Annotated in this window: 10 protein-coding genes; 5 read left to right on the top strand and 5 right to left on the bottom strand. The window is 51.4% G+C overall.

All coding sequences use genetic code 11. The features are described from left to right. Window positions 1-8 precede the first annotated feature (8 nt). Genes BQ5456_RS01100 through BQ5456_RS01090 form a run of 3 tightly spaced genes read right to left on the bottom strand, consistent with a single transcriptional unit; the run spans window position 9 to window position 2,844 of the window. Window positions 9-1,472: an ABC transporter ATP-binding protein gene (locus BQ5456_RS01100; RefSeq protein WP_071128378.1), complete on the bottom strand. Its 1,464-nt coding sequence runs from the start codon at window positions 1,470-1,472 to the stop codon at window positions 9-11. Further along, on the bottom strand, window positions 1,469-2,278 hold the full coding sequence (locus tag BQ5456_RS01095) for an energy-coupling factor transporter transmembrane component T (RefSeq protein WP_071128377.1): 810 nt from the start codon (window positions 2,276-2,278) through the stop codon (window positions 1,469-1,471). The genes BQ5456_RS01100 and BQ5456_RS01095 overlap by 4 nt, the downstream gene beginning before the upstream one ends. Next, entirely contained in the window at window positions 2,278-2,844 is a 567-nt protein-coding gene (locus BQ5456_RS01090) for an MptD family putative ECF transporter S component (protein ID WP_071128376.1), read from the bottom strand. The genes BQ5456_RS01095 and BQ5456_RS01090 overlap by 1 nt, the downstream gene beginning before the upstream one ends. A 304-nt stretch (window positions 2,845-3,148) precedes the next feature. On the opposite strand from BQ5456_RS01090, the gene BQ5456_RS01085 reads away from it, so the two are divergent. From BQ5456_RS01085 to BQ5456_RS01070, 4 genes are all read left to right on the top strand, one after another. After that, window positions 3,149-4,996, top strand: coding sequence for a phosphoenolpyruvate carboxykinase (GTP) (locus BQ5456_RS01085; RefSeq protein WP_071128375.1), 1,848 nt, complete (start codon window positions 3,149-3,151; stop codon window positions 4,994-4,996). A gap of 149 nt (window positions 4,997-5,145) precedes the next feature. Then, on the top strand, window positions 5,146-5,529 hold the full coding sequence (locus tag BQ5456_RS01080; RefSeq protein ID WP_071128374.1) for a hypothetical protein: 384 nt from the start codon (window positions 5,146-5,148) through the stop codon (window positions 5,527-5,529). 97 nt (window positions 5,530-5,626) lie between these two features. Further along, complete coding sequence (locus BQ5456_RS01075) at window positions 5,627-6,253, top strand: hypothetical protein (protein WP_071128373.1); 627 nt, start codon at window positions 5,627-5,629, stop codon at window positions 6,251-6,253. Window positions 6,254-6,326: 73 nt separating this feature from the next. After that, the gene (locus tag BQ5456_RS01070) at window positions 6,327-8,120 is read left to right on the top strand and encodes an NTP transferase domain-containing protein (protein WP_071128372.1); all 1,794 of its coding nucleotides are present in this window, start codon (window positions 6,327-6,329) and stop codon (window positions 8,118-8,120) included. 18 nt (window positions 8,121-8,138) lie between these two features. On the opposite strand, the gene BQ5456_RS01065 is transcribed toward BQ5456_RS01070, so the two are convergent. Together BQ5456_RS01065 and BQ5456_RS01060 are read right to left on the bottom strand one after the other, a co-directional pair. Further along, window positions 8,139-8,807, bottom strand: coding sequence for a potassium channel family protein (locus BQ5456_RS01065; protein WP_071128371.1), 669 nt, complete (start codon window positions 8,805-8,807; stop codon window positions 8,139-8,141). After that, a complete protein-coding gene (locus BQ5456_RS01060) occupies window positions 8,800-10,134 on the bottom strand; it encodes a TrkH family potassium uptake protein (protein ID WP_205407835.1) in 1,335 nt (444 codons plus the stop codon). The genes BQ5456_RS01065 and BQ5456_RS01060 overlap by 8 nt, the downstream gene beginning before the upstream one ends. 348 nt (window positions 10,135-10,482) lie before the next feature. Here BQ5456_RS01060 and BQ5456_RS01055 point away from each other — a divergent pair, with 348 nt between their 5' ends. After that, the gene (locus BQ5456_RS01055; protein ID WP_071128369.1) at window positions 10,483-12,120 is read left to right on the top strand and encodes an L-lactate permease; all 1,638 of its coding nucleotides are present in this window, start codon (window positions 10,483-10,485) and stop codon (window positions 12,118-12,120) included. The last annotated feature ends 89 nt before the right edge of the window (window positions 12,121-12,209 follow it).

Below are 12,209 nucleotides of genomic sequence, written 5' to 3'. Positions count from 1 at the left end.
TTCCTCTTTCAATGTTTCTCTTGGTCGGGCGCGGTAAGTTGCACGTTTATTTCACTATCGAGAGGCTGAAGTAATAGCTGATAATCGGCAACTTCATTGATGAACTCCAAGTCGTGACTAATAATCAGGATCGCTTTGTCCTTTGCGGCTAGTGAGCGAATCTGAGAACTAATCGATAGTAGGTGCTGGTAATCAACCCCCGAGGTGGGTTCATCGAATACGTAAAGCTCTGCCTGGCTCGCCAGGGCATTGGCAATAACGAGACGTTGTTTTTGTCCTCCGGAAAGAGTCATTGGGTGCCGTTCAGATAATCCTTGCAACCCCAGATCACCTAGCAGCGCCTGCACCTGCTCTTTACTAAGATTGTCATTTCCTAGTACGACCTCTGCCGCTACCGTTTCAGCAAATAGTTGCCGGTTTACATCTTGCATTACTAGCACGCTGCGTTTTTGTCTGTCTGCCGCCCGGCAGGATTTGCCGCTAAAACTAATAACGCTGCCTCCTTCCGGGTGAGCTAACCCGATGAGGGTGCGCGCAAGAGTAGTTTTGCCTGCTCCGTTCGGGCCGACTAGCGCAACTACTTTTCCCTTCGGTAAACATAGGGAAGGAATATTGAGGACGCGATGTTTGCCGTAACTGAACCTTAAATTTTTTGCGGTGATACCGTCCGCCTGCTGATCAGGATTGGTGCAAACGCACATTTTCGGTTTTTCCAGGGTGCGTAACCCTAACTCTTTACGCTGTTTAGAAGACAAACTAAAAAACTCGTCCGCAGTATACAAATGCTGGATTCGCCCTTCACCCATAATCACGACTTGATCTGCGAGACCCTTTAGAGGGTAAACGCGGTGCTCGGCTACTACCAGGGTCCAGCCCGCGCTTTTTAATCTTTGTAAGACTTCGCTGAATGCGGAGATTGCTTCAGGGGAAAGGTTAGAGGTGGGCTCGTCTAAAAGCAGGATTTGCTGCGGTCCGGCTACTGCTGCTGCGCAAGCAACCAGCTGCAATTCACCTCCAGAGAGCTTACGTAACTCTTTGCCTAGCAGTCGCTGAATGCCCCAGGTGTTTACAGCTTCCGCGATCCGGTTAGCGGTTGTTTGGGGGGTATCTCCGGCATTTTCGCTCGCGAATGCTAACTCTTCTAGTACATTTGCCGTAAAAAATTGGGAACGGGGATTTTGAAAAACTGTCCCGGCGGTACGCCCTAATTGTTGGATATCTGTTTGCACGGTATCGAGACCGGCAAGGGTAGTGTGTCCGCTGAGATTACCCTTATAAAGTTCGGGTATTAAACCGTTCAGAAGTTTTAATAGGGTCGACTTTCCTGCTCCGGAAGGACCGGTGATTAGGGTACAGGATCCTGTAGGGAAATCGAGATTGATATCGCTGACTGCGCTAACGTGAGCTGATGAGGTTTCTTCGTCCGGGTTGAACTGGTAATCGAAGGAGACATTGTCGATTAAGGTGCTCATTTGAATCCGCCCGAGAGTATAGCTAGATGGTCTGAGTAGGGGATGAGAGCTATCAGGGCGATTAGCGTCAATATCCAGAGGGCGTCTAGTCGGTTGAATCGAAGCTGTTTCAAAGTGCTTGGGCAAATAGCGGACCCTAAACCGCGCACCATGCCGGCGGCGGTCATTTCATCAGCGGTTCGGGCGCAGGATGCCAGTAAGGGAACTAAAACCATTTCTAGAAAATGGAGGGGATGTAAGAGGGCGCGCCATCCCATTTGTAATCCCCGCAGGGACATTGCTTCTCTTACTGCACGGTATTCCCGAAATACTGTCGGTATGAATCGTAATAGCACTACCAGGGGAACGGTTACAGCTATCGGTATGCGTAAGCTGCGAAGACCGGCTACGAGTTCTCCGGGGACGATAGTTTTAATCGCGTAACCTGCCAGACCGCCAACAGTGCAAATCCTTATCATCCAGTAGCCTAAAACCATTAGGAACGCGGTGAGGGCGCTTGGCCAGATTCTGGGGAAAAGATAGATGCAAGCGATCCAGGTTCCTTCCACGGCAAGAAAACCTAGCGCCCATGAATAGCAGCGTGACAATAGTAAAGCCAAGAGCGCAATACCGGCTACCAGGAAAGTGATCACTATGGGTAGTCGCGACATTACCAGGGCATTTAATACGAATATAACCAGTATTACGGTGCGCGGATCTGGCCGGGAATGCCGTTGGTTAGCTGCTAAGATTTCAGCGCTGGTGACCTGATCCTGGTGATAGCTTGCTGCTGATCCGGGGGCGCTAGTTTGGCATTGAAGGCTCATTACTTTGCGATGCCAGCTTTACGGAAGTGCCGCGCCATTAGAGAATTTCCGAAGACTCCGCCGATAAGCCCGAGAATGAAAACTCCCACGCCCCAGGCCACTATCATCCATGGTGACAAGAACCAGCGTAATGAATCTGCATAGGCGGTCCCCATAGAGTCAGCAATATATTTGTAGTAGCCCTGAGCGTCAATGAATACCGGGAACCAGGGCACCACGTACCATACGGACATGACGGCGTATCCTAGGACCCGAAAAACCGCTGATTTTTTAGCGAAGAGGAAGTCTGCGGCCAGTCCCAGCAAAGGTGCAAGCAGGGCAACAATCCAGGGGTGCCCGGTAATTACCATTAAAATCCCGACTAGTAGTCCCATTAATGCCAGGGCGCCAATCTTTGGCACCCGCGACTTAAATAGCATGACTACGGCGCCGTTAGCGATGAGGCCTAAGGCATAGCCCACAAACATCATTGCCGGATTAATAATGCCTAGCATCCCAGTGGCGAAAACTAGCACAAAATAAATTGCGGTGAAAACGCCAATGTTGATGAAGTCGCGTGTTTTCATGCGATATATCCCTTCTAATATTTAATTAGGTAAGCCTTGCCTAATAGTAGGGTAGCGTGAGTGCCCCCTATTGGGTCAAGTAGTGTCGGGGTGATCTAGCCGACGTATAGGCATGGGGAGGGGAGGGAAGGGAGTAACTAGCCCACAGATGGCTCGCCTATTAGCAGATTTACTAGCCCATACTGCAGCGTCCCAGGTTTTGTTCCTATTTATTCCAGGCAGGACTTAAATCCGGGTTTGCTTCAAAAGTTTCGGGTATCCTAAATTTAATGTTCTACTACACGAAAATTTAGGAGTAATAAATATGGATAACATTGCCAAGATCCTCAGCGATGCCGGGCTGGAAAATCCCGCAGTAGCTGAGTATGTAGCGCACTGGGCTGGAATTACCGAACCCGCTGCCATCGAAGTCATTTCCGCAAAGGATGACGACCGACTCATCGCCGAAGGCCTAGCCACCGGTGAAATCGCACCTGCGGGTGATGGACTCTACTACTCCCGCTCCTACTACAAGGACACGGCGCGCAGCGAGGAACGCACCGTCGTCGCCACCCACAATCCGCAAGAAGCCGGAATTTACAACAACTGGCACGACGCCACGGAAGTAACTGCCCGGCAGTTGGAAAGCATGAAGGGCGCGTCCCGGAGTAAAACAATGTATGTGGTGCCCTACCTGATGGCACCGCCGAAATCGCCGCTAGAAAAGTGGGCTCGCGGGGTGGAACTTACCGACAACCTCACCGTGGTTCTGCACATGATTCGCATGGCCCGGGTTGGCGTAGAACACTTGAACAATTTGGAAAATCCGGCAGAATTCGTGCGCGCAGTGCACGTGACCGGCGACCTGAAGAACTTGGGGCAGGGCACCGATAAGGATAAGCGCCTGTTTGCCACGGTAGCCGACGAACGCACAATTTTGCACTTCGGTTCCTCCTACGGCGGCAACGCGCTGCTCGGAAAGATCGCCCACGGTCTACGCCAAGCTTCTTACGACGGCTGGGCCTCCGGGGAATTCCTTTCCGAACAGTTCATGCTGATCGGGATTAAGGATAAGCTCAAGGATCACACCTACTACGTGTGCGGTGGTTTCCCCTCAGCTTCCGGTAAAACCAACCTCGCTATGATGCTAGCCCCGGACGCCTTGGGTGACCGCTACGAAGTTTACTTCTACGGCGATGACATCGTGTGGCTGCACGTTGGAGAAGACGGCAAGATTTACGGCATGAATCCCGAATACGGCGCGTTCGGCGTGGCAAAGGACACCAACTGGCAGTCTAATCCCACCGCCATGGACGCCATCAAAGAAGGTTCTAAGACGCTCTTCACCAACGTCGCCTACAACCCCGAAACCCAAGAGCTGTGGTGGGAAGGTAAGACCCCGGATTACCCCGAAGATGTTACTGGCTGGCTGGATTGGAAGGGCGAAAAGATTTCCGACCGCCCGGCCGATCGGCAGCGCTCCGAGGCCAAGGGTGACGACTGGGCACATCCCAATTCCCGCTTCACCACGTCTTTGGCTAACGTGCCCAACGTAGCCCCCGATTACGAAGAACCGCAAGGGGTGCCAATTGATGCCATCATCTTTGGCGGGCGAGTAAAGGACCGGGAGCCGCTTATCCGGGCAATCACCGACCTAACCGAGGGCGTTTACGACGGTTTGACCCTGGGCGCCCAAGCCACTTTCGCGGCGGAGGGTAAGGAGGGCGTGCTACGTTACGATCCGATGTCGATGCGCCCCTTCATGTCCTACCCCGAAGGGGACTACGCGGCCCACTGGTTGAAATTAATTGGCTCCGCGAAGGAACAGCCCATTTTTGCGCACGTGAACTGGTTCCAGCGCGATCCGGAAGACGGCCACTTCCTCTGGCCTGGCTACCGTGACAACCTGCGGGCACTGCTTTGGCTGCTAGATCTTAAGGAAGGACGCGCTGAGGGCGTGCAAACACCGGTAGGTATTTTGCCGAAGAAGGAAGAGTTGAATCTGGATGGTTTCGAAGGTGACGACGCCGATCTGGATAAGCTTCTTTCCATCGACACCGAACTGTGGAAGAAGGAGATGGGCTACCGCCGTGAACACCTTGCACAGTTCAAGAATCTACCTGAGCAGATCTGGGGCGCGCACGAGTGCATAGAGCAGGCATTTAACGCCTAATTGGCCTCCTGGTTTTGCACTAGCGACGGGTGGATTTTCTCAACGGATAGGACGAGTTCATCTGGTGGTTTTTAACGTCGCTCGGTTTGGGATGTAGCCAGTTTCCAAGCCCCATGGTTTTTCCCTTCTGGACATGAAAAAATGAGTGCATGCAAAGGTGGAAAAGACGCGGCACGTGGGTACGACTTGGTGGGCTTTTCGCGTGCTATCTTTTACTGCCTGCTCTTATTAGAGCCGCCATCAGATTAGTCAACGCCTCCGATTTAGGAATGATGGCGTTTATTCTGCTGCTTTTCATAGCGTTTCCGCTAATCACCGTCGCGCTAGCCGCCTGGGACGGAATCTGGGAAGGGTTCACCGTTTTGTGGACGTTCCTGCCGCTTCTATTTTTCATCGTGCCCATGCTCATCTTTTACAACGAATCCGCGTTGATCTACGGGATTGCCTATTCGCTGCTAGCAGTAACAGCTAACAAAATCGGCAGCTTGTTTCACTCAAAATCTCACAGCGCCAATAGTCTCCGCGAATCGTAAACTGAGCTCTAGCTTGGCTTGTTCCCGTATCTTGTTGCCCGATCCAAGGGCATGATGGTGGCGATAACTCCGTCGATTTTTTCGGTAGAGTTTTGCTATGCAGGAAGCCAGAAAACACCCATTGGGTGCTATCTATACCTCAGAAACTCAACTGACGAGGGCGTTAGCTGGCGAAATTCGCCATGCTCCCCGAGCGATGGAGCAGTATTTTCAAAGCTGCTGGAATCTTTATATTGAACGCGGAGGAGCTTCAATGCCCGGCATTACGATTGTGAGTCCCATTCATCCCAATGGCAGCCAGCTCTGCGGACAGATTCAAGTAACGGGACGCTCGATGCCAAAACTGCTCGATGAGGTCGAACTAGAGTTTTATGCGGGCACGAGGGTGTCTGAGACAGAACAATGTTTCCCGAAGCCCGAATCAAATATCGTTCCCCAGTGGGTTAGTAACGCTCGTGTCTTATACGAAAGCGTTTTAGAGAAGGATCCGGCCAAATTTAATCTGAAAACGCGCGCGCCCGGAACTTCAAGGCGACCATTAGGAAGCAGGCGAAAGCAACTAACTAAAAAATATTTGCCCGATCAGCAATGGCTAGCTCAAGGTTATATCGAATGGTCTTTAGGTGTGAGGACTTATCCTAGACCCATCAGTGAAATTGACGAACTTGCAGCCGAGACAATGAAATTATTTACCTCCTGGTTTGCGGCGCTAAAGAACAACTGACTCCCGCGAATCATAAGCCGCACGCCACTTGCTATATTGGAATCTAAACAAGCGGATTTTGAACGGATGGATTATGCTCTCAAGCCTAACTAAAGCGCAATTTGATGTTCTTTATGCCTTTTTTCGCTCCTCAGAAGCACTAAAGGAAAGCCAAATTCAATCATTGACAGGCATACCGCTAGCAACGGTGAAGTCAACAATTAAAGAGCTCGAATCGTATGGCTATCTAGCACATCAGCAGATAACAGCGGCTGGAGAGGAAGCGCTAGCGCCTTATGCTGTTGATAATGCGGTAATCATGGCTGCCGGACTCTCCTCGCGTTTTGCACCAATCTCTTATGAGCGCCCCAAAGGCACGCTCCGGGTACGGGGGGAAGTGCTCATTGAGCGTCAAATTGAGCAGCTCCACGAAGCAGGTATCACCGACATTATTGTGGTTGTCGGGTATCGCAAGGAATACTTTTTCTATCTCGCAGAAAAATACGGGGTGAAGATTGTAGTTAACTCCGAATATGCAACCCGCAACAATAACGGTTCCCTGTGGCTGGTGAGGGACAAACTAGCCAACACCTACGTGTGCTCCTCTGACGACTATTTCACTGAAAACCCCTTCGAATCACACGTTTACCGTGCCTATTACTCAGCTCAACATGTAAAAGGCGAGACTGACGAGTGGTGCCTAAAAACAGATACCGATGGGCTGATAACCGGAGTTACTGTCGGTGGACGGGACACCTGGATCATGCTCGGACACGTCTATTTTGATCGTGAGTTTTCCAGGAAATTTGTTGAAGTACTCGAAAGTGTCTATCACCTTGCAGAAACGACTCCCAAGCTTTGGGAACAAATCTATGTCGATCACCTAAACGCCTTTAATATGGTTATTCGTAAATATCCCGAAGGGGTGATTAACGAATTTGATTCTGTAGATGAGCTTCGCTCATTTGATCCCTTCTTTATGGAAAATGTGGATTCAGAAATTTTTGAAAACATTAAGAAAACCCTTGGGTGTGATGTCAACGATATTCAAGATGTCTATCCGTTGAAGCAGGGGATTACTAATCTTTCCTGTCATTTTGCCGTTAAAGGTCGCGAGTATGTCTATCGTCACCCAGGGATAGGTACAGACAAAATTATGGATCGCCAAGCCGAAAGCGAAGCCTTAAATTTGGCGAGGGAACTGAAGCTTGATTCCACCTTCCTGGCCTCAGACCCGCTTCAAGGATGGAAAATTTCGCGGTTTATCCCCGACTGTCGCAACCTTGACGTGAACAATCCTGAGGAGCTACGCAGGGCAATGAGGATGTCCAGGCAGCTTCATGAAAGTGGTAAAAAGCTGGCGCGTAACTTTGACTTTGTGGCTGAAGGTTTGCGTTATGAAGATATTCTCAAGCAATACGGCCCGATTGATGTCCCAGGCTATGAAGAACTGCGTGAAAAAGTATTGCGTTTAAAACGCTATACAGACGCAGATAATTTTCCGATCGTTCCCAGCCACAATGATTTTTCTAGTTTGAATTTTCTGGTGTCTCCCGAGGGCGATTTGGATCTTATTGACTGGGAATATGCGGGAATGTCAGATATTGCCGCTGATTTTGGCACCATGGTAGTTTCTACCCTTGACCATAATGAAAAACAGGCGGATCAAGCGCTTGAATATTATTTTAACCGCCCTCCAACTCCAGCTGAGCATCGTCACTTTTGGTCGTATGTAGTGTTCGCCGGCTGGTGTTGGTATCTGTGGTCGCTGGTCAAAGAATCTGAAGGGGATAATATCGGCGAATGGCTCTATATTTACTATTCACACGCGACTGAGAAAATCAACGATTTGCTCGCCGCCTACGAAAATGCGACCAGGGATGATTAATAGTTCTCCAGAAAATACCTACGGGCGGGGTGCGAGGCGGGCGAACTTTTCTACCTGCCTTGCGCTACCGTAAATTTGTACTTGGTCTCCCTCGGTAAGTTCGATGTCTTGCAGTACCGGTTGCCATTGGTTTTCCCGCAGCACCGCCACGATCTTTACCCCATACCGGTTCCACAGATCGACCTCATCGAGAGGCCCGACCGCGGACGGGGGAAGGATAGTTCTTACGATGGCGGTTCCGGCAGATAGTTCCACGTAGTCCAGGTTTACCCCTCGTACCAAGTGGGCTACCCGTCGCCCCATCGCCACCTCGGGATGCACAATATGAGGCACCCCGATCTGTTCCAAAATACGGCCGTGAGCAGTTCCCGAGGATTTTGCCCACAGGTTTTTTACCCCCATATCGGTAAGTAAGGAGCAGGTCAGGATCGAGGCCTCTACGTGGGGACCGCCGATACCAACTACTACGCCATCGCAATCGGCGACCCCTAGCTCGGTAATGGACGCAATATCGGTGGCATCGGTTTGCGCCACTTGGCTCAAGATACCGTTATTGCGGTTTACCACCGTTTCGTTTAAATCAATACCGATAACCACCGCATAGTCGGACATCAGTTCGCGGGCTACCGCGCTGCCGAAGCGCCCTAACCCCAGAACCGCGTAAGTAGGTTTTGAGAAGTTAACCAATGATCGGCCTTTCTGTCGGGAAGGAAATGGTGGAGGCGCTAGGTGCGAAGGCGAGTGCGGTAGCAACCGTAATCGGACCTAGTCGTCCAATAATCATTAAAGCTATCAGGATTAGTTGCGAAGGATTGTTAAGTTGCGGTGTTATTCCGGTTGATAACCCCACAGTCCCAAATGCCGAAAGCACTTCAAATAGGGTTTCCGACAAGGTGAAATGGGTTAAAAACAGGATGGCAATGGTGGCGGTAGCTACCAGGATAAACGCCAGTACCACTACCGCTACTGCTTGGTGTGCCACGTCAGCTGAGATGCTTTTACCAAAGACCACGGCTTGCCGCCGACCGCGAATAACCGCCGCTACGATAGCTAACAGGGCAAACATAGTGGTGATCTTGATGCCCCCCGCGGTACCGGCCGGTCCGGCTCCGATGAACATGAAGGTATCCATTGCAAACAGGGTGGACTCGTGCATTTGCCCGATAACAATCGAGTTAAAGCCGGTGGTGCGGGTTTGGACTGCTTGAAATATCCCAGCTAAAATCGCATCCCCGCTGGGAAGTTTCCCCAGAGTTTTGGGGTTATGCCACTCGAAAGCCGTCACCACCAGGGAGGAAAATACTAGCAGACCTATGCTTCCGGCTAGCACCATGCGCGAGTGCAAAGACCAACTATAAGGTTTGAGGGGGCAGGTGCGCAGCTCGAAGAGGACGGGGAACCCTAGACCTCCAATAATAATCGCCACCATTAGGGGCAGGCAGATTCCCCAGTCGCCGACGAAGGACGAGAGATTGTCGGAATAGAGGGCAAATCCCGCGTTATTAAAAGCCGACACTGCATGAAAAATTCCATGCCAGAGGGCGCGGGGAAACGAATACTCTAAGGATAGAAAACGAATCGTCAGGGGAATGGCGGTGAATAACTCGATCAAGAGGGAAGCGCCCAGAACCCGCCGCAGGAGGATGCTAATCCTGCCAGTTACGCTGCGGCGTTCGGCGGCGGAGGCTAGATTAGTGCTGTGGCTTTCCCGACGAATAACCGCTTGGGCGAGTACGGCGGCAAAGCTCATTACCCCGAAGCCGCCCACCTGGATGAGTACCAAGATCACGACTTTGCCAAAATCGGTCCAATAGGTGGCGGTATCAACAATCGTCAAGCCGGTAACGCAGAGGGCAGAGGTGGCGGTAAATAAGGCCGGAAGTAGCGGCAGGCCCCCGACATGCACCGTTGATAGGGGCAACATCAAGAGGCAGGTTCCTATCAGCAGGGCGATGAGGAACCCGGACAAGATAACCGCCGCATAGTTAAAATAATGGCGTTGTGTTCTAGCCACGAAGTGCATATTACGCAGCTACCCCCGCGGGTGCAAGCATTATTTACTAAACAAAATCGCCGACCTTGCCCAGCAACAAATCGGGTAGGCTCCCTGCCCGCCAGTGTCCAGTATGTGAGCAGGATACCGGGTGAAAAAACTTGCGGTTGGCTGCCTGCCTTAGCCAACCTAGATTCTTATTTGCGCTGGTTGAGGCAGGTAGTTGATGTGTGAGTACTGGGCGAGGGGAGTGCCTCGCCGCAAAAAATAATCTGTGGGCGTTATATTTTACTGGTAATGGCTCCGCTATTTTTCCGCCACGGAATTTGGTCGCTAAAATCACAAAGTAGCACCCAAAGGAGCAAGAAAATGTTTGTACCTGACGTTACCGCGATTGGGGATCGTCTCTGGTTATCTGCCCTGGTAGCAGCGCTACCAATAGGGGTATTTTTCGTCCTGGTGGGAGCTTTCCGGATGCGTTCGCATCTGTCAGGTTTAATTGCCCTAGCTACGGGTTTAATCGTCGCTATAGCCGGTTTCAAACTGCCGGTTACCATGGCTATCTCTGCCAGCCTACTAGGTGCCTTGAAAGGGCTAATCCCCATCATTGTGATTGTGATTGCGGCGGTCTGGCTGCACCGCCTGATGCAGGCCACTGGACGGGAAACTGATTTACGGAAGGTTTTCTCCGCGGTAGGAAACGGGGATTTGCGGATTCAAACCATGCTGATTGCCCTATGTTTTGGGGGGCTGCTCGAGGGGCTATCAGGCTTTGGGGTGCCGGTAGCAATTGTGACTGCTCTGCTGATGGGGCTGGGGTTTAAGCCGCTAAAAGCCGCAGTCATTGCTTTGGTAGCAAACACTTCCCCCGTAGCCTATGCGGCTTTCGGGGTACCGATTACCACTGCCGCCGCCCTCATGCGGGGGCATCACTTAAACGAAAACGCGGCCGAGATTGCAAAATATGTGTCTTTGACGGAACCAGCGGTGGCGTTGGCGATTCCTTTCGTCCTTATTCTGCTAATAGATAGGAAGAATTTTCGGCAACTATTTCCCCTAGCTCTGGTGATGGGGCTGATAGAAGGCATCGGTCAGTTCTTGACCTTGCGTTTTGTGTCCTTCGAGTTAGGTGGGGTGCTCCCTCCGATAGTAACTTTCCTGGTGGTGTGGTTGATGGTGCTGATTTATCGCCCTCCTATTCCAGAAGAGTTTGTAACTGAAAAGCCCACTGATTTACGTATAGGGCGGGTGGCGATGGCGGTGTTGCCCTATTCTTTGGTGATTGCGGTTTTGTCTTTAGGGCGGATGGTGCCGCTGTTTGCGAAAACTCTAAGCGCTACTGACCTGCAGGTTAGCTGGCCGGTACTGGCTGGGAAGGTAGCAAGCGCCGATAATCCCCAGGTGGCATCGCATATCGGTACCGTGGTAATCCCCACCCTTTCCCAACCGGGAATCCTGATTGCGGCCTCCGCGATTATTACCGGGATTGTTTTCACCGTGGTGAATGAGGAAGGGCAATATCCCTTGGGTGCTAAACGAATAGTCAAAGAATTGGGGTCAGCCATTTTTTCTATGCGTTTTTCGGCGGCCACTATTTTGGAAGTGATGGCGCTGGCCTACCTGATGAATATATCCGGTATGGTCTTGACCATCGGAACCTTACTGGCAAGCACTGGAACTTTCTTCCTGGTGCTGTCTCCGCTGATTGGCTACTTGGGGACTGCGATTTCAGGGTCAAGCACCTCCGCTAACGCTCTTTTTGCTTCTCTCCAAGAAACCACCGCCCTGCAGATCGGATTGCCGGGAGCCTTCGCAGTCGCAGTCAATACCGCCGGGGGAGTGATTGGGAAACTGATCGCTCCGCAATCCTTGGCGATTGCGGCCGCCTCTATGGGTGCGCCAGAAAAGGAAATCGAACTGTTACGCGAAGTTATTCGCTGGTCACTTGGCCTGCTACTTTTCGTAGTAATTATCTGTTTCGCCGGCGGAATGTTGCTCTTGCATTAGCTGCCGTAGCGGTTTATCGCTGATATTTCACCGCCGCCGCTACTGCTAAGCCGAAACCTCGTCCTCAATATAAAGGGGAGCTATTGCGT

Origin of the sequence: Varibaculum massiliense, assembly GCF_900106855.1 — a bacterium.
GTDB classification, from domain to species: domain Bacteria; phylum Actinomycetota; class Actinomycetes; order Actinomycetales; family Actinomycetaceae; genus Varibaculum; species Varibaculum massiliense.
Note: the sequence above shows the minus strand (reverse complement) of the source record. Positions and strands in the feature narration are given on the sequence as shown.

What these genes read in the sequence shown, in the direction of transcription:
- BQ5456_RS01080 (WP_071128374.1), top strand. Translation starts at nt 5,146, where the DNA reads ATGCAAAGGTGGAAAAGACGCGGCACGTGGGTACGACTTGGTGGGCTT.
- BQ5456_RS01055 (WP_071128369.1), top strand. Translation starts at nt 10,483, where the DNA reads ATGTTTGTACCTGACGTTACCGCGATTGGGGATCGTCTCTGGTTATCT.
- BQ5456_RS01095 (WP_071128377.1), bottom strand. Translation starts at nt 2,278, where the DNA reads ATGAGCCTTCAATGCCAAACTAGCGCCCCCGGATCAGCAGCAAGCTAT.
- BQ5456_RS01100 (WP_071128378.1), bottom strand. Translation starts at nt 1,472, where the DNA reads ATGAGCACCTTAATCGACAATGTCTCCTTCGATTACCAGTTCAACCCG.
- BQ5456_RS01075 (WP_071128373.1), top strand. Translation starts at nt 5,627, where the DNA reads ATGCAGGAAGCCAGAAAACACCCATTGGGTGCTATCTATACCTCAGAA.
- BQ5456_RS01090 (WP_071128376.1), bottom strand. Translation starts at nt 2,844, where the DNA reads ATGAAAACACGCGACTTCATCAACATTGGCGTTTTCACCGCAATTTAT.
- BQ5456_RS01070 (WP_071128372.1), top strand. Translation starts at nt 6,327, where the DNA reads ATGCTCTCAAGCCTAACTAAAGCGCAATTTGATGTTCTTTATGCCTTT.
- BQ5456_RS01085 (WP_071128375.1), top strand. Translation starts at nt 3,149, where the DNA reads ATGGATAACATTGCCAAGATCCTCAGCGATGCCGGGCTGGAAAATCCC.